At 62.0% G+C, this 15,973-nt stretch carries 15 protein-coding genes; 10 read left to right on the plus strand and 5 right to left on the minus strand.

What is annotated here, in order from left to right; genetic code table 11:
• Positions 1–41: 41 nt before the first annotated feature.
• From ACIOVF_RS09855 to groL, 5 genes are all read left to right on the plus strand, one after another.
• Positions 42–1,049 carry a DUF481 domain-containing protein gene (locus ACIOVF_RS09855; RefSeq protein WP_045197889.1) on the plus strand — a complete coding sequence of 336 codons (1,008 nt, stop codon included), beginning with the start codon at positions 42–44 and terminating at the stop codon, positions 1,047–1,049.
• Between the two features lie 108 nt (positions 1,050–1,157).
• Positions 1,158–1,889 carry a HugZ family protein gene (locus ACIOVF_RS09860; RefSeq protein ID WP_401289098.1) on the plus strand — a complete coding sequence of 244 codons (732 nt, stop codon included), beginning with the start codon at positions 1,158–1,160 and terminating at the stop codon, positions 1,887–1,889.
• 64 nt (positions 1,890–1,953) lie between these two features.
• Complete coding sequence (locus tag ACIOVF_RS09865) at positions 1,954–2,454, plus strand: FxsA family protein (protein ID WP_045197374.1); 501 nt, start codon at positions 1,954–1,956, stop codon at positions 2,452–2,454.
• Positions 2,455–2,711: 257 nt separating this feature from the next.
• Positions 2,712–3,005 carry a co-chaperone GroES gene (locus tag ACIOVF_RS09870; RefSeq protein ID WP_003260750.1) on the plus strand — a complete coding sequence of 98 codons (294 nt, stop codon included), beginning with the start codon at positions 2,712–2,714 and terminating at the stop codon, positions 3,003–3,005.
• Between the two features lie 47 nt (positions 3,006–3,052).
• Positions 3,053–4,705 (plus strand): chaperonin GroEL, encoded by a 1,653-nt coding sequence (gene groL, locus ACIOVF_RS09875; protein WP_045197377.1) that lies wholly within the window; start codon positions 3,053–3,055, stop codon positions 4,703–4,705.
• Between the two features lie 62 nt (positions 4,706–4,767).
• On the opposite strand, the gene ACIOVF_RS09880 is transcribed toward groL, so the two are convergent.
• A complete protein-coding gene (locus ACIOVF_RS09880) occupies positions 4,768–5,496 on the minus strand; it encodes a phosphatase PAP2 family protein (protein WP_401289103.1) in 729 nt (242 codons plus the stop codon).
• 188 nt (positions 5,497–5,684) lie between these two features.
• On the opposite strand from ACIOVF_RS09880, the gene colR reads away from it, so the two are divergent.
• The 5 genes from colR (at position 5,685) to ACIOVF_RS09905 (ending at position 9,417) form a co-directional block, all read left to right on the plus strand.
• On the plus strand, positions 5,685–6,368 hold the full coding sequence (gene colR / locus ACIOVF_RS09885; RefSeq protein WP_045197381.1) for a two-component system response regulator ColR: 684 nt from the start codon (positions 5,685–5,687) through the stop codon (positions 6,366–6,368).
• Positions 6,358–7,653: a sensor histidine kinase gene (locus tag ACIOVF_RS09890; protein WP_401289106.1), complete on the plus strand. Its 1,296-nt coding sequence runs from the start codon at positions 6,358–6,360 to the stop codon at positions 7,651–7,653. The genes colR and ACIOVF_RS09890 overlap by 11 nt, the downstream gene beginning before the upstream one ends.
• 138 nt (positions 7,654–7,791) lie before the next feature.
• Positions 7,792–8,472 (plus strand): class I SAM-dependent methyltransferase, encoded by a 681-nt coding sequence (locus ACIOVF_RS09895; RefSeq protein WP_045197385.1) that lies wholly within the window; start codon positions 7,792–7,794, stop codon positions 8,470–8,472.
• 7 nt (positions 8,473–8,479) lie between these two features.
• Entirely contained in the window at positions 8,480–9,190 is a 711-nt protein-coding gene (locus tag ACIOVF_RS09900; protein WP_401289110.1) for a lipopolysaccharide kinase InaA family protein, read from the plus strand.
• A complete protein-coding gene (locus ACIOVF_RS09905) occupies positions 9,190–9,417 on the plus strand; it encodes a hypothetical protein (protein WP_045197388.1) in 228 nt (75 codons plus the stop codon). Before ACIOVF_RS09900 ends, ACIOVF_RS09905 begins: the two co-directional genes overlap by 1 nt.
• Positions 9,418–9,471: 54 nt before the next feature.
• On the opposite strand, the gene ACIOVF_RS09910 is transcribed toward ACIOVF_RS09905, so the two are convergent.
• The 4 genes from ACIOVF_RS09910 to ACIOVF_RS09925 all read right to left on the minus strand — a co-directional run bounded on the left by ACIOVF_RS09910 (position 9,472) and on the right by ACIOVF_RS09925 (position 15,971).
• The gene (locus ACIOVF_RS09910) at positions 9,472–12,519 is read right to left on the minus strand and encodes a multidrug efflux RND transporter permease subunit (RefSeq protein WP_093379860.1); all 3,048 of its coding nucleotides are present in this window, start codon (positions 12,517–12,519) and stop codon (positions 9,472–9,474) included.
• Between the two features lie 13 nt (positions 12,520–12,532).
• Positions 12,533–13,681, minus strand: coding sequence for an efflux RND transporter periplasmic adaptor subunit (locus ACIOVF_RS09915; protein WP_045197392.1), 1,149 nt, complete (start codon positions 13,679–13,681; stop codon positions 12,533–12,535).
• 125 nt (positions 13,682–13,806) lie between these two features.
• The gene (locus tag ACIOVF_RS09920; RefSeq protein ID WP_045197394.1) at positions 13,807–14,904 is read right to left on the minus strand and encodes a DUF1513 domain-containing protein; all 1,098 of its coding nucleotides are present in this window, start codon (positions 14,902–14,904) and stop codon (positions 13,807–13,809) included.
• 2 nt (positions 14,905–14,906) lie between these two features.
• Positions 14,907–15,971, minus strand: coding sequence for an imelysin family protein (locus tag ACIOVF_RS09925; protein ID WP_045197396.1), 1,065 nt, complete (start codon positions 15,969–15,971; stop codon positions 14,907–14,909).
• Between the last annotated feature and the right edge of the window lie 2 nt (positions 15,972–15,973).

A 15,973-nucleotide genomic window follows, 5' to 3' on the forward strand; every position in this document is an offset into this window, starting at 1 on the left:
AATGCCCGACTTTTTTCGCGAACCCGAGTCCGTTGCCGCTTATGTTTCCTAGAGCCTTGTTGTGCGTTGCCCTCGCTGCTGCCTGTTCCCCCGCCCTTGCCGACACCGTGTGGATGAAAAACGGTGACAAGCTGAGCGGCAAGATCAAGGTTTTCGATGGCGGCAAACTGTTGCTCGAAACGCCTTATGGCGGCTCCATCGCCCTGGACTGGAAGCAGGTGCAGACCCTGGAAAGCGATCAGGAGTTGCTGGTCAAGCAAGACGCCTACAGCGGCGAAAAAGCCAAGTCGCTGCAGGCTGCCGAAGACGGCAAGGTCGTTCTGGCCAACGGCGAGGCCCCCAAGACTGTCGAACTGGCCAGCATCCAGCAGATCATGAAGCCAAAGCCTGTGGTCGAGGACCTGTCGTGGAAGGGCAATGTCGACCTGGCCATGGACTATAAGCGCGCCGAAACCGACAGCGACGACTACGACATCGACTTCAAGACCACCGCCCGTCACGGCCGCTGGCGCCATCAGGCCGAAGGCGAATACAACCGCGAAAGCAAGGACGAGGTCACCACCACCAACAACTGGAGCGCCGAATACGCGCTGGACCGCTTCATCACCGAGAAGTGGTTCTGGCAGGGCCGTCTGGAATACAAGCGTGACCACATCGAAGACCTCGCCCGCCAGCGCACCGTGGGTACCGGCCCGGGCTACCAGTTCTGGGATGACGAACTGGGCGCGTTCTCGCTCGGTTCGCTGGTCAACCGTACCGACTATGAATACGCCGACGGCGGCAAGGACAACTTCTACTCGCTGGCCATGAAGTGGGACTACAACCGCTACCTGATTGGCAAGCGCGTCGAGTTCTTCACCAACGGCGAAGTCGGCAAACCGCTGGGCGGCGTCGCCGAGTACGCCCTGGATGCCGAGGTCGGCCTGCGCTACAAGGTTACCGAGTGGGCCTCGCTCAACCTCAAGGCCGAGAAAGACATCATCAGCGGCACCCGCGACAGCGACCTGGACAAGACCCGCTATACCGCAGGTTTCGGTGTGGCCTGGTAAGCACGCTGGCAACACCGGGCGATAATGATTATTTTGTCGGTTAACTAGCCTGGGCGTGCGCGCATGCACGCTCGGCATTACGACGATTATCGAGCGGGGAGTCATACAGTGAGCGCTAAAGCCGCAACACAGGCACGGGAGCTGCTGCTCAAGGAATACCGCGGGGTGCTGTCGACCCATTCCAAATCGATGCCGGGCTTTCCGTTCGGATCAGTGGTGCCCTATTGCCTGGATGCCGACGGCAACCCGTTGATCCTGATCAGCCGCATTGCCCAGCACACCCACAACCTGCAAAAAGACCCCAAATGCTCGTTGCTGGTGGGCGAGCGCGATGCCGAGGACGTCCAGGCGGTGGGCCGCCTGACCGTGCTGGCCGAGGCGCAACAGCTGGTCGAGGGCGAGGCGATCGAAACCGCAGCAGAGCGCTACTATCGCTATTTCCCCGAATCGGCCAACTACCATAAAGCCCACGATTTCGACTTTTGGGTGCTCAAGCCGGTGCGCCATCGCTACATCGGCGGCTTCGGCGCAATCCACTGGATCGATCACCTGAACCTGGCCAACCCCTTTGCCGGCAAGGCCGAACAGAGCATGATCGAGCACATGAACAGCGATCATGCCAACGCCATCGAGCACTACGTCCAGCTCAGCGGCCTGCCTCAGGGCACGGCGGCGCAGATGGTCGGCATCGACAGCGAGGGCATGCACCTGCGCATTGGTCAGGCGCTGCACTGGCTGCCGTTCGCGGCGCCTTGCAACACTCCGATACAAGTGCGCGAAGCCCTGGTTTTTCTGGCGCGCGCCGATCAATGGCCGCAGCGTGAGAGCGCCGAGGCTTGAAATGGCGAGGGATCGCATCCATTAAAGGTCTACTGCAAGGACATCTTGCGCAGAGGAACCGTTGATGCGTGCTTTTCTATTGCTGTTTCTGATTTTTCCGGTGCTGGAGCTGTATGTGTTTTTCAAGGTCAGCACCGCGATCGGCTTCTTTCCGGCGCTGCTGCTGATCATCGCCGGCTCCGCCCTGGGCGTGCTGGTGGTGCGGGTGGCGGGCCTGGCCACCGCCCTGCGTGCCCGCGAGAGCCTGCAGCGCGGCGAGCTGCCGGCCGAGGACATGTTCCACGGCCTGATGCTGGCGCTCGGTGGCGGCCTGCTGCTGTTGCCCGGCTTCATCAGTGACGTGATCGGCCTGGTCTGCCTGCTGCCGTTCACCCGTCGCTTGCTCGGGCGCAAGATGCGCGAGCGCGCCGAGGCCCAGGCCATGCGCCAGCGCGCCTTTGGCGATGATCCGTTCATGGCGCGGCCGGGCCAGCCCGGTGGCCACCAGCCAACGGTGATCGAAGGTGAAGTGGTCGGTCGTGAAGATCCTGCTCAGCCTAACCTGCGCAATCCACGGGACTTGTAAAGGTTACCTGTGCTTTGCCAACGGCCCCTATCGGGGCCGTTTTGCTTTGTGCAGCGCCGATCGCTAAAAATTTTCACAGCCAAGCCTTGTAATTGCTCTTGGCGACCTCATGTATGGGTCACCGCAAGGTTTCTGGTGATTTGCACCAGACATTACATGTGTGGTCCGCCCCGCGGGCTACGAGCGGCTACGCCGCAAGCATCAACCCGCCGGTGTCTATACCGGCCGATGAAAACCACAATTAGGAGAGATCGACAATGAAGCTTCGTCCTCTGCATGACCGCGTCGTTATCCGTCGCAGCGAAGAAGAATCGAAAACCGCTGGCGGTATCGTTCTGCCAGGTTCGGCCGCTGAAAAACCTAACCGTGGCGAAGTCGTCGCTGTAGGTACCGGTCGCATCCTGGACAACGGTGAAGTGCGTGCGCTGGCCGTGAAAGTGGGTGACAAGGTGGTTTTCGGCCCTTACTCGGGCAGCAACACTGTGAAAGTTGACGGCGAAGACCTGCTGGTGATGGCTGAGAACGAAATTCTCGCTGTCATCGAAGGCTGATTCCGCTGGTTTCCCGTTACTCCAAAGTATTCAAGGATTAAACGATCATGGCTGCTAAAGACGTAAAATTCGGCGACTCCGCCCGTAAGAAAATGCTCGTTGGTGTCAACGTTCTGGCTGACGCTGTAAAAGCCACCCTGGGCCCGAAAGGCCGTAACGTTGTTCTGGCCAAGAGCTTCGGCGCTCCAACCATCACCAAAGACGGTGTGTCGGTTGCCAAAGAAATCGAGCTCAAAGACGCCTTTGAAAACATGGGCGCCCAGCTGCTGAAAGACGTTGCCTCCAAGGCCAACGACGAAGCTGGTGACGGCACCACCACCGCTACCGTTCTGGCTCAGGCCATCGTCAGCGAAGGCCTGAAAGCCGTTGCTGCCGGCATGAACCCGATGGACCTCAAGCGTGGTATCGACAAAGCCACCATCGCCATCGTCAAAGAGCTGAAGTCCCTGTCCAAGCCATGCGCCGATTCCAAGGCCATCGCTCAGGTCGGCACCATCTCGGCCAACTCCGACAACTCCATCGGTGACATCATCGCCGAAGCCATGGAAAAAGTCGGTAAAGAAGGCGTGATTACCGTCGAAGAAGGCTCGGGCCTGGAAAACGAACTGTCGGTCGTAGAAGGCATGCAGTTCGACCGCGGCTACCTGTCCCCTTACTTCGTCAACAAGCCAGACACCATGGTTGCCGAGCTGGATGGCCCGCTGCTGCTGCTGGTTGACAAGAAAATCTCCAACATCCGCGAACTGCTGCCAGTTCTGGAAGCCGTTGCCAAGGCCGGCCGTCCGCTGCTGATCGTGGCTGAAGACGTCGAAGGCGAAGCGCTGGCCACCCTGGTGGTCAACAACATGCGCGGCATCGTCAAGGTTGCTGCAGTCAAGGCCCCTGGTTTCGGCGATCGCCGCAAGGCCATGCTGCAGGACATCGCTGTCCTGACCGGCGGTACCGTGATCTCCGAAGAAATCGGCCTGAGCCTGGAGTCCGCTACCCTGGAGCACCTGGGTAACGCCAAGCGTGTGACCCTGTCCAAGGAAAACACCATCATTGTCGACGGCGCTGGTGTTCAAGGCGATATCGAAGCGCGCATCACCCAGATCCGCGCTCAGGTTGCCGAGACTTCCTCGGACTACGACCGTGAAAAACTGCAAGAGCGTCTGGCCAAGCTGGCTGGCGGTGTTGCCGTGATCAAGGTCGGTGCTGGCACCGAAGTCGAAATGAAAGAGAAGAAAGCCCGCGTTGAAGACGCCCTGCACGCTACCCGTGCAGCCGTCGAAGAAGGCGTGGTGCCTGGCGGTGGTGTTGCCCTGGTTCGCTCGCTGCAAGCTATCTCCGAGCTCAAAGGCGACAACGAAGACCAGAACGTCGGTATTCAGCTGCTGCGTCGCGCTGTTGAAGCGCCACTGCGTCAGATCGTTGCCAACGCCGGCGACGAGCCAAGCGTGGTTGTCGACAAGGTCAAGCAAGGTTCCGGCAACTTCGGTTACAACGCTGCTACCGGCGAGTACGGCGACATGATCGAGATGGGTATCCTCGACCCTGCCAAAGTAACCCGTTCGGCCCTGCAAGCTGCAGCTTCGATTGGCGGTCTGATGATCACCACCGAAGCCATGGTTGCTGACGCTCCAGTGGAAGCTGGTGCTGGCGGCGGCATGCCAGACATGGGCGGCATGGGTGGTATGGGTGGCATGGGCGGCATGATGTAAGCCAGCCTTACCCGCTCGATAAAAAGCCCCGCCTTGTGCGGGGCTTTTTTATGCCTGCGTTTTTACTTTGCAGCAACCAGCGCGTCCTGCTTGACCTCAACCGGCCGGCGATACAGCACCCAGTAGTAACAGCCAAGGCTGATCAGCCAGCAAAACACCGCCGTCCATACGTTGTGCGAAAAAAAGTGCGCGCCCTGCAGCATGCGCCCCACCGAAAACAGCGTACCCAGGCCAAAGGCGAATACCAGCGCGGCCCTGGCCAGGCGCGGGCGCCGATCACGCAAAACAAAAAACAGTGCAAACAGGGTAAAACCGGTTGCCGCATGGCCGCCTGGCCAGCAGCGTCCGGGCTTGTCGGTAGCCGGGCGCGGGCTGAGCAGCTCGCTGTAGGTTTCCTTGCCACCAAACTCGCTCAGGCTCCACGGGCACTGCACCGCAGTTACTGCCTTAACCGGGGTGACAAAGCTGGTCGACAAACCCATGGCCAGCACCAGGCAACCCAGTTCCCGCCGCCAGCTGAACAGCCGCGACCAGAAGAAACTCACGGCGAAGGCGACAATCGCCAGCAAACCGAGGGCGATTACCGCCTGTTTGGCCCGGTCGTGCAGGATATCTTCGAGAAAATAGCTGTGCCGGCCGATGAACTGCCCGGCTACCGGATCGAACGCCAGCTTGGCCAGGTCCATGTCCAGCGAGGTCAGCTCCAGCAGGATCAATATGAGTGCGGTAATGGCGGGAATGCCCAGGGCGATCCAGAAATTCAGCGGACGGGAGTAGGCGGGTAGTGACATGGCAAGTCCAGGCAGGTCAAAGGGGAGTCCGACCGGCAATTCTCGGGCAGCCGCCATCACCTGTCCGTGAAGGCTCGGTGAAAAAAACGTTAACCTGCAATAAAGTCGCGCCGACCTAGCCTGGCGGCGCTGATGGCCTTAAGCTGCGCCTGCCAAGCAGGCAAAAGCGTCGGACCGGAGACACCCCAATGCGAATTCTACTGGTTGAAGACAACCGCGATATCCTGGCCAACCTGGCCGACTACCTGGGCCTGAAGGGCTACACGGTGGATTGTGCCCAGGATGGCCTGTCCGGCCTGCACCTGGCCGCTACCGAGCACTACGACCTGATCGTGCTCGACATCATGCTGCCCGGCATCGACGGCTACACCCTGTGCAAGCGTCTGCGCGAAGATGCCCGGCGTGATACCCCGGTGATCATGCTCACCGCCCGAGACCAGCTCGATGACCGCTTGCAGGGTTTTCGTTCTGGCGCTGACGATTACCTGCTCAAGCCGTTTGCGCTGTCGGAGCTGGCCGCGCGCATCGAGGCAGTACTGCGCCGGGCCCAGGGCGGCGGTCGCCGGACCTTGCAGATCAGCGACCTGATCTACGACCTGGACACCCTGGAAGTGACCCGCGAAGGCAAGCTGCTCAAACTCAACCCGGTGGGCCTCAAGCTGCTGGCTGTGCTGATGCAGAAGAGCCCGCACGTACTGCGCCGCGAAGTGCTCGAAGAGGCGCTGTGGGGCGATGACTGCCCGGACAGCGACAGCCTGCGCAGCCATGTTCACCAGTTGCGCCAGGTGATCGACAAACCCTTCGAAAAACCCCTGCTGCATACCGTCCACGGCGTCGGCTATCGTCTGGCCGAGGGCCGTGATGGAGTTTAGACAGAGCCTTGCCCAGCGCATCATCATTGCTTTTGCCCTGATGAGCGCACTGGTGGCCGGGGCGTTTGCCTTTGGCATCGTCGCCACCGTGCACCTGGTCGAAGAGCGGCTGATTTCCGCGGTACTGGGCGGCGATCTGCAGCGCTTGCTGCGCATGGACAGCGTCGGCGACTGGAGCCACCGGCCACGGCCGGACCAACTGTTCTATTTCAGCGGCGGGCGCGACGAATTCGAACTGCCCAAGGATTTGCGCCATCTCGAACGAGGCTTTCACGAAGTGTTTCGCGAAGACTTGTCCTACCACGCGATGGTCGAAATCGTTGATGGCCGGCGCTATGTCCTGCTCCAGGACCAGAGCGATTTCGAAGAACGCGAGCGGGTGCTGTTCGCCGTCGTGGTGGTCGGCTTCGTGTTGAGCCTGGCGCTGGCAGTGTTCCTCGGCTGGGTCCTGGCCCGCCGGGTTATGGCGCCGGTGATCCGCCTGGCGCGCCAGGTCCGTCATCGCGACCAGTTGCTCGGCCTGGCACCACCTTTGGCACCAGATTACGCCGCGGATGAAGTCGGCCAGCTGGCGGTGGCCTTCGACGACACCCTTGGGCGTCTGCGCGATGCCCTGACCCGTGAACGCCTGTTTACCAGCGACGTCAGCCACGAGCTGCGCACGCCGCTGATGGTGCTGGCCAGCTCCTGCGAGCTGTTGCTGGTCAACCCCAACATGGAGCCCCGGGCGCGCTCCCAGGTCGAACGTATCGCCCGCGCCACTGAAGAGATGCAGGAACTGGTGAAAACCTTCCTGATGCTTGCCCGTGCCCAGCGCGACGAAGGCGCAGTGGCCTCGCAGGCAACCATGAAGGAAGTCGCCGATGACCTGATTGGCGTCTGGCGCGACACCATCGAGCAGAAAGGCCTGACCTTGCTGTACGACCCCAAGGCCGCAACCTCGACCTTGTTCAACGCCACCTTTCTGCAGGCGGTGATGGGCAACCTGCTGCGCAACGCCGCGCACTACACCGACCAAGGCTTTATCCGCCTGACCCTGGAGCCTGCCGGGTTTCTGGTCGAGGACAGTGGCGTGGGGATTCCCGAAGAGCAGCGCGAAGCCATGTTCCGGCCGTTCGTGCGCGGCGACGAACGGCGTGGCGAAGGCCTGGGCCTGGGCTTGTCGCTGGTGCAGCGGATCTGTGACGACCAGGGCTGGACGGTCAGCCTTAGCGCCATGGTGCCCCACGGCTGCCGCTTCCATGTCGACCTGAGCCTGGCGCCCGAGCGGCCGCTCGAGGGGTAACAGGGCATTGGCCCGGTGTGAAAGTTTGTAATTTGTTGAAACCTTTACCGTGAAAACTAACAAATTTTTCACACCAGCATGACCTGACGCCAACGCTTGCCTGCCTAAGGTGAGCGCATTGGAGTCAGGAGATGCACAATGCGTAGCCCTATCAAACTCGAGTTTTCGGAAAAGTACGACCAGCAGCACGCCCAGGAATACTTCCTCAAGCACCAGGATGGCCTGGCGCGGCGGATGTCCCACCAGCGTGACGAGCAACTGGCCCGTCGCGCCCTGGCGCTGGCTGGCGAGCCCGGGCTGGTCCTCGACCTGCCGTGCGGCGCCGGGCGTTTCTGGCCGTTGCTGGCAGAAAAACCCAACCGGGTGATCATCGGCGCCGACAACTCCGAAGCCATGCTCGAAACTGCACGCGCCTCGCAGCCGGCCCATGTGGTGGAACGGGTACGTACCTTGCAGACATCTGCCTTCGCCATCGATTTACCGGATAACTCGGTCGACAGTATTTTTTGCATGCGGCTGATGCATCACATCGGTGAAGCCGCCCATCGCAAGACATTACTCTCGGAATTTCAACGAGTTACCCGCGACAGCGTGATCGTTTCGCTGTGGGTGGATGGCAACTTCAAAGCCTGGCGGCGCAAAAAGCTCGAGCAACGGCGTTACGCCGAAAGCGGGCAGGGCAGTTACCAGAATCGTTTTGTGTTACCAGCTGCTACGGTTGAAGAAGAATTCGAAGCCGCAGGGTTCCGCATTCAGGAACGATTGGACTTCTTGCCGTTCTATGCCATGTGGCGAGTCTATCTATTGCGTAAGGGGTGAGCGGGGCATGGGGTTTGAGCGCACAGCAGCAACGACGAACAAGGATCAGTTCGATCATTTCTGGCAGCAGCAGGGTGAATGGGTCGAGGAGCCCAATCAGCGTCGCGGCGGCGAGAGTGGTGTACAACGCCTGAGCGACGACACGGGCCATACGTTCTATGCCAAGCGTCAGATCGGCCATATCTACCGCAGCCTTTTGCACCCCTTCGGCCGGCCCACCGTGCTCCGTGAGTACGAGGCCCTGAACAGTTTCGAGCAGCTTGGCGTGCGGGTGCCGCATATCGTCTATTGCGGCGTCGAGCGCGATGCCCAGCATCAGTGGCGGGCGTTGTTGGTCAGCGAGGCGCTGGAAGGGTTCGAGGACATCGACAGCTGGTTCTCCGCAGGCGCCCGTGAGCGCTTTCACCCGGCGTTACACGAGCGGGTCCTGCTGGACCTGGCGCAGAACCTGGTGCGCATGCACCGTGGCCACTGGCAGCATGGTTGCCTGTATGGCAAGCACGTGTTCGTCAAGGTCGTCGGTGAGGGCGCCGAGGCCAGGGCCGAGGTGGCCCTGCTGGACCTGGAGAAATGCCGCCGACGCATCAGTTGCCAGCGCGCCGCCGCCAACGACCTTAAACAATTGCGCCGCCATTCGTCTTTCACTGACGCAGAGTGGCAAAAACTGCTCTATTTTTACCAGATGGCGTTTGGCAGCGCTGTCAAAGGTTTAGAGTAATGAAACTAGAAATAGCTCGAGGTGTGTTCCTGCTGATGGCGCTGGGCGTGGCAACTGTCGCCGTGGCCGCGTGGGAAGAGCCACGCCCGCAAATAGTCAGCAAGGTCGACGCCGGTGCGCAATGTCCGTTGCCCCGGGTGGTCAAGCCCCAGGTCGATGCCAAACCCGATCACGATCTGCTGTTGTTGCTGTTCGGGTTGAGCCAGGGCGTACGCGCCAGCGGCTGAAACCTTGCAAGTCGTTCGGGCAAAGGCCTCGTCATCGACGAGGCCTTTTGCATTTCATACCGTTTGCGTGGCGGCTTGCGGCGCATCGGCCTTGGCCAGCAAGGTATAGATGCACGGCAGCACGAACAGGGTGAACAAGGTGCCCACCGACATGCCGGTGGCGATCACCGTGCCGATGTCGAAGCGGCTGACCGCGCCGGCGCCGGTGGCAAGGATCAGCGGCACCATGCCAAATACCATCGCCGCAGTGGTCATCAGCACCGGGCGCAGGCGGATGGCTGCGGCTTCTTCCACCGCTTCGCGGGCGCTCAGGCCTTTTTGCTGGCGCAACTGGTTGGCGAACTCGACGATCAGGATGCCGTGCTTGCTGATCAGCCCGATCAGGGTCACCAGGCCCACCTGGGTATAGATGTTCATGCTCGAGATCCCCAGGAACAGGGGAATCAACGCCCCGCAGATCGACAGCGGCACAGTCACCAGGATCACCAGCGGGTCGCGCAAGCTTTCGAATTGCGCCGCCAGTACCAGGAAGATGATCGCCAGCGCCAGGCCGAAGGTTACCCACAGGGCGCTGCCTTCCTGAACGAACTGACGCGCCGCGCCGCCATAGTCAAAGCCGTAGCCCTCCGGCGCTTCCTCACGGGCAATCGTGCGCACGGTATCCAGCGCCTCGCCCATGCTGACCATCGGGAAGCCCTGGATGATCGCCGAGTTCAGTTGCTGGAACTGGTTGAGCTGACGCGGGCGGGCGCGGTCGCTGATGCTGATCAGGGTCGACAACGCCAGCATCTGCCCCTGCTGGTTCTTCACGTAGTAGTTGTTCAGCCAGTCGGGGTTGTCGCGGTAGGGCCGCTCGACCTGGGCAATGACCTTGTAGCTGCGCCCGTCGATAGTGAAGCGGTTGATCTCCGCCTCGCCCAGCAGGGTCGCCAGGGTGCCGCCCAGGGCGTCCATGGACACGCCCATCTGCGCCGCCTTGGCGCGGTCGATATCGACCACCACCTCGGGCTTGTCGAAGGCCAGGTCGATGTCGAGGAAGGCGAACTTGCCCGACGCCTGGGCACGCGCCTTGACCCGTTCGGCCACCTCCAGCAACGAGGCGTAGTCGTTGGCGGTGTTGATCACGAAGGCGAACGGCAAGCCTTCACCGGTGCCCGGTAGCGAGGGCAGGTTGAAGCCGAAGATCTGCAGGCCGCTGATGCCTTCGAGCTTGGCCTGTACCAATGGCAGCAGCTGCATCTGGGTGCGCTCGCGTTCGTTCCACGGCTTGAGCAAAAAGCCGCCGATGCCCGATTGCACGCCGTTGAAGCCGTTGATCTGGAACGACGAATAGTACTCGGGGAAGTCTTTGAAGATCTTGATGAACTCGTCGGTGTAGCTGTTCAGGTAATCGAGGTTGGTTGGCTGCGGGGCGGTGGCCATCATGAAGATGATGCCCTGGTCTTCATCGGGCGCCAGCTCGTTCTTGGTGAACATCAGAAACACCGGAATCAGGCACAGCACGATCAGCGCGAACACCAGCACCACCGGCCGGGTGTTGAGGGTGCCATGGAGGGTTTTCTGGTAGCGCAGTTTGAGCCGTTCGAAGAGTACATCCAGACGGTGGGCCAGGCCGCTGGGGTTCTGCTCGTGCCGCAACAGCAGGGCGCACATCATCGGTGACAGGGTCAGGGCGACGATCCCGGAAATCACCACGGCGCCGGCCAGGGTCAGGGCAAACTCCTTGAACAGCGCGCCGGTGAGCCCCTGCAGAAAGCCGATAGGGGCGTACACCGCCGCCAGAGTGATGGTCATCGACACCACCGGCATGGCAATTTCGCGAGCGCCTTCCAGGGCCGCGTCGTAGGGCGATTTACCTTCTTCGATATGACGGTGGATGTTTTCCACCACGACGATAGCGTCATCGACCACCAGGCCGATGGCCAGGACCATGGCCAACAAGGTGAGCAAGTTCAGCGAATAGCCCATCAACTGCATGAAAAACAGCACGCCGATCATCGACAGCGGGATGGTAATGACCGGGATCAGCACCGAGCGCAAGGCGCCGAGGAACAGGAAGACCACGACGATGACGATCAGCACCGCTTCGACCAGGGTCTTGACCACTTCGTCGATCGAGGCCTGGATGAACAGCGTGGCGTCGTAGGCGATCGAGGATTTCAGGTTCGGCGGTAGCTGGCTTTCAAGCTCGGGCATGAGCTTGCGCACCTCCTTGATCACTTCCAGCGGGTTGGCCCCGGGGGTGGCCTTGATGCCGATGTACACCGACGGCGTGCCGTCGAAGGAGCTCACGGTGTCGTAGTTCTCGGCGCCCATTTCAACCCGCGCCACGTCGCCGAGCAGCACCCGGCTGTCGCCACTGGTCTTGAGCGGGATATTGGCGAAGGCTTCGGCGCTCTTGAGCTCGGTGGTGGCGTTGATACTGGTGACGATGTACTCGCCCTTGAGCTCGCCGGCCGCCGAAAGGAAGTTGTAGCCGCGCACCGCCTGGGTCACGTCGTTGGCGCTCAGGCCGTAGCCGGCAAGCTTTACCGGGTCGATCCACAGGCGCATGGCGAACAGCTGGTTGCCGAGGATCTCGGCTTCGGCCATGCCCGGCAGGGTCGCAAGCTTGGGCTGGATGACCCGCGACAGGTAATCGGTGATCTGCGGGTTGCTCAACTCGCTGCTGTAGAAGCTTACGTACATCAGCGCCGAGGCGTCGGCGGCCTCCTTGCTCAGCACCGGGTCTTCGGCGTCCTGGGGCAGCTTGTTCTTGACCTCGTTGGCCTTGGCCAGCAACTCGGTGAACAGCCGGTCGCTGTCCGAGCCGATGCGCGCATAGATTGAAATCACCGAGAAGTTCTGCCGGCTCACCGAGGTCATGTAGTCGATGCCTTCGGCGCTGGCCAGGCTTTGCTGCAGCGGCTGGGTGATGTAGCCCTGGATGGTTTCGGCGTTGGCCCCGGGGTAGGCGGTGGTCACCGTGATCAGGGCGTTTTCCATTTGCGGGTATTGGCGGATCGGCAACTTGCTCCAGGCCTGGAAGCCCAGCAGCACGATCAGCAGGCTGACCACGCTGGCCAGCACCGGGCGGCGGATGAACGGATCGGTAAAGGCCATGACGGTTCCTTGATCAGTTGCTGCGCGGCGGGCTGTCGGGGGCTTGCAGGGCTTTGTCCGGGCTGATGCTGATCGGCGCGCCCTGGGTGAGTTTCAACTGGCCGGCGGTGACCACCGTTTCGCCGGCCTTGAGCCCCTTGCTGATGATCACCAGGCCATCGCGGCGCTCGCCGGTCTCGACGAAGCGGCGTTCGGCAATCAGGGTTGGCTGGGCGTCGGCGTTGTCTGGCACTTTGCCGTCTTCAGGCTTTTTCGCCGTGGCGACATACACCGAGTTGCCATACAGGGTGTAGGTCACCGCGCTTTCCGGCACCACCACCTGTGGCTGCGGGTCGGGCAGCAAAACCTGCAGGCTGGTGAACATGCCGGGCAGCAGCTTGCCGTCGGGGTTGGCCAGGGTGGCGCGGACCTGCACGTTGCGGGTGCTGTCCTCGACCTTGGGGTTGATCGCGCTGATGCTGCCGGGGAAGTGCTCTTGCGGGTAGGCGGCGACGCTGACCAGCACTTGCTGGCCAATGCTCAGCTTGGGAATCGACTGCTCGGGGACGAAGAAATCGACGTAGAGGCTGCTCAGGTCTTGCAAGGTGGCGATCACCGTGCCGCTGGCCAGGTAGTCGCCAACGTCCACCTGGCGGATGCCGATGGTGCCGCTGAAGGGCGCATTGATGCTCTTTTTTGCCAGCGCCGCCTTGAGTTGATCGACCACTGCCTTGTTGCGCTTGAACTGGGCGCTCAAGCGATCGAACTCACCCTTGGAAATCGCCTGGCTGCCGACCAGCTGGCTGCCGCGGTTGTAGTCGACCTGGGCCAGGCCCAGGTCGGCGAGGGCGGTACCCAGCAATGCGGTTTCGACATCGCTGTCCAGTTGCAACAACAACTGGCCCTTGCTGACTTTCTGCCCGGACTCGAATTGCAGGGCCTTGACCGTGCCGGCGATCTCCAGGCTCAGGTCGACCCCTTGCAGCGCCTTGAGGCTGCCCACGGCCGGCAGGCGGTTCTGCCAGGCACGTTCGCTGGCCTCGGTCGCCGCCACGCTGATCGGCGGCTTGGGGGCCGAGAACATCTGGATCTGCTGATAGATGGCAAAGGCCTTGTAGCCCCCCAGGATCAGCACGAGCAGCAAGACAACACCCAACATGATCAGCATGCGGCGGCGCAGCATAGTCCAGTTCCTTGGAGACGAATTATTGTTCGCTTGGCACGACGACGGGCGATCCTGCCCACGTGCGATGTAGCCGAATATTACTCTGTTGACCGGGCCTGGGAAGCCTGTGTTCCCGGCTATTTTCAGGCCAGGTGCAGGTGGTTGTCCCAGAGCCCGGACGGCAATTGCAGGGGCTGGCCGATCAGTTCGGGCTTGCGGCAATCGTACAGGCGGCAACGGCCTTGGCCTGAGGTCACGACAAAACCGTCGGCCACCGCGCCGACACCGGCGCAATCGGGCATCGGTGCATCAAGGCGTACCTGGGCGCTGTCCAGGTCCCAGATAAACAGCCGGTTGGCCCGTGGCGCGGTCAGGGCCACCAGGCGCAGCTCGTTGTGAATGGCGACGCTGGCGGTGTAGTGGGCCATGGACTGCAATTGCTGCTCGGGCACCGGGAAGGCTTCAAAGGCCTGGCCCGGGCGCTTGATCGCCAGCAGCTCGGCAGTCTCGTGGCTGGCGCCCATGAACTGCTGGCCGGCGACGATGGTGCCGTCGGCGGCAATCGCCAAATGGCGCACGCTGTTCATCTGCTGGCTGAGTACTTCTTTGCTCAGCAGTGTGCCGTCGCGCTGCATCAGCACCAGGCTCGGCTGCATGGCATCGAGGTTCATCTCCACCCGGCTTTCGGCCTCGGTGCGGATGCCACCGTTGGCCACCACCAGGGTTTCGCCATCGGGCATCCACGACACCTGGTGCGGGCCGATGCCGTGGGTCGAGATTTCGCCAGCATGGCTCAGGCGCTCGCCGTCGAAACGGTAGACACCGAGTACGCCACGGCCAGGGTCGGTGGTGTCGTTCTCGGTGGCGTAGAGCCATTCGCCGCTCTTGTGGATCACCGCATGGCCGTAGAAATGCCGGTTCGGCTGCGAGGTGATGGTCTGCAGCAAGCGGCCATCGCGCAGGTCGATCAGGTAGCTCTCGGTGCCGGGGCGGCGGGCGACGAATAGGGCAATTGGCTGTTCGGGATGGTTGATGATGTCATGGCAACGCTGGCCCACCTCGGTGGCGAACACCTGGGTGCCGTCCAGGCGGTAGCCGACGGCGTAGTGCTTGCCGTCGCCATCGTCACGCGCCGAGAGCAGCAGCGGCGTGCCGGCCTTGTTGCGAAACAGGGTCCAGCCGCCGAGGGTGAGGGCGCTGAGCACAACGCTACCGAGTTTGAGAGCCTGGCGTCGCAACATGATCAGTCACCGTCGTTGGCGTTGAAGCCCAGCTGGATGCCCAGCGCCTTGGCCAGCTCGCCTTCGTGCAGGCGGTGAACGGCGTTGAGGCTGTCGTAAATAGTGTTCAGCTGCTGGCGGCCGGCTTCGTCGTCGAGCAACTCGCCGAGGGTTTTCTGGTTGCCGGCCAGCAGCTTGGAGGCGTTGGCGTAGGCGGCGTCGATCTTGTCCGCCAAGGCTTGCTGGTCTTTGCCCAGCAGGCCGCGCAGGCCTTTGTTGTCGACCCCGACCCAGACGGTCTGGGCAGCATTGAGGCTGGCTTCCAGGCTTTTCAGCGAGGAGTGGCTGCGCCAGGCCTCGGCCTGCAGCGGCTGCGGGATACCCTTGCTCAGGCGGCCCATGGGCGCGCCGAGTTTCTTCTTCAGGGTATCCAGGGCGGTAACCTGGGCCCGCAGCAGGTCGGCGATGGCCTCGTGGGAATCGGCGTAGCGCTGGTTGGGGAACTTGGTCATCTGCGCGAGCATGCCGTCGGTGCTGTTCCAGCCTTTGAGGATTTCCTCGGCCAGGGCCTTCTGGTGCTCGCCGATGGCCACCAGCAGTGGGCAGTAGCGGGCTTTCTGTTCGGCGTTGGCGGCATCCGGCTTGCTGTCGAAGAGGATGTACTCGTAGGCCGACAGGCCGCGCACGACGACACTGGATTTGCCCAGGGTTTCGGCGTCGAGTGGCTTGTCACCGTTGACCAGTTGCTCGACCTGACGGCCGACCAGGTTCTTCTTGTCGGGCCAGAACTGCACCTGCCAGGCACGGTTGCCTTCGGCCAGCGGGCCGATCAACAAGGGCTGCAACTCGGCCCAGGCTTTTTGCGCATGGAGAAAATCGGCGCGGGCAGTGGCCAGGTCCGCCTTGCCTTCACAGAAGGCCAGGGCGCTGACGGCCAGCTGGCGGTCGGCTTCGACCCAGCGGCTGTAGGTCGGCAGGATTACCTGTTTGGCGATCGCCGCCGAGGTCACCGCTTGCGGGTCTTGCGGCGAGCAGGCGCCGAGGGCGAGGGCGGCAAGGCTGGTGAACAACAGTTTGGGACGGAACATGC

The sequence above is a fragment of the Pseudomonas sp. NPDC087612 genome (assembly GCF_044743505.1).
In the GTDB taxonomy this organism is placed as follows: Bacteria; Pseudomonadota; Gammaproteobacteria; order Pseudomonadales; family Pseudomonadaceae; genus Aquipseudomonas.

What these genes read in the sequence shown, in the direction of transcription:
- ACIOVF_RS09855 (WP_045197889.1), top strand. Translation starts at nt 42, where the DNA reads ATGTTTCCTAGAGCCTTGTTGTGCGTTGCCCTCGCTGCTGCCTGTTCC.
- ACIOVF_RS09865 (WP_045197374.1), top strand. Translation starts at nt 1,954, where the DNA reads ATGCGTGCTTTTCTATTGCTGTTTCTGATTTTTCCGGTGCTGGAGCTG.
- ACIOVF_RS09870 (WP_003260750.1), top strand. Translation starts at nt 2,712, where the DNA reads ATGAAGCTTCGTCCTCTGCATGACCGCGTCGTTATCCGTCGCAGCGAA.
- groL (WP_045197377.1), top strand. Translation starts at nt 3,053, where the DNA reads ATGGCTGCTAAAGACGTAAAATTCGGCGACTCCGCCCGTAAGAAAATG.
- ACIOVF_RS09880 (WP_401289103.1), bottom strand. Translation starts at nt 5,496, where the DNA reads ATGTCACTACCCGCCTACTCCCGTCCGCTGAATTTCTGGATCGCCCTG.
- colR (WP_045197381.1), top strand. Translation starts at nt 5,685, where the DNA reads ATGCGAATTCTACTGGTTGAAGACAACCGCGATATCCTGGCCAACCTG.
- ACIOVF_RS09890 (WP_401289106.1), top strand. Translation starts at nt 6,358, where the DNA reads ATGGAGTTTAGACAGAGCCTTGCCCAGCGCATCATCATTGCTTTTGCC.
- ACIOVF_RS09895 (WP_045197385.1), top strand. Translation starts at nt 7,792, where the DNA reads ATGCGTAGCCCTATCAAACTCGAGTTTTCGGAAAAGTACGACCAGCAG.
- ACIOVF_RS09900 (WP_401289110.1), top strand. Translation starts at nt 8,480, where the DNA reads ATGGGGTTTGAGCGCACAGCAGCAACGACGAACAAGGATCAGTTCGAT.
- ACIOVF_RS09905 (WP_045197388.1), top strand. Translation starts at nt 9,190, where the DNA reads ATGAAACTAGAAATAGCTCGAGGTGTGTTCCTGCTGATGGCGCTGGGC.
- ACIOVF_RS09910 (WP_093379860.1), bottom strand. Translation starts at nt 12,519, where the DNA reads ATGGCCTTTACCGATCCGTTCATCCGCCGCCCGGTGCTGGCCAGCGTG.
- ACIOVF_RS09915 (WP_045197392.1), bottom strand. Translation starts at nt 13,681, where the DNA reads ATGCTGCGCCGCCGCATGCTGATCATGTTGGGTGTTGTCTTGCTGCTC.
- ACIOVF_RS09920 (WP_045197394.1), bottom strand. Translation starts at nt 14,904, where the DNA reads ATGTTGCGACGCCAGGCTCTCAAACTCGGTAGCGTTGTGCTCAGCGCC.
- ACIOVF_RS09925 (WP_045197396.1), bottom strand. Translation starts at nt 15,971, where the DNA reads ATGTTCCGTCCCAAACTGTTGTTCACCAGCCTTGCCGCCCTCGCCCTC.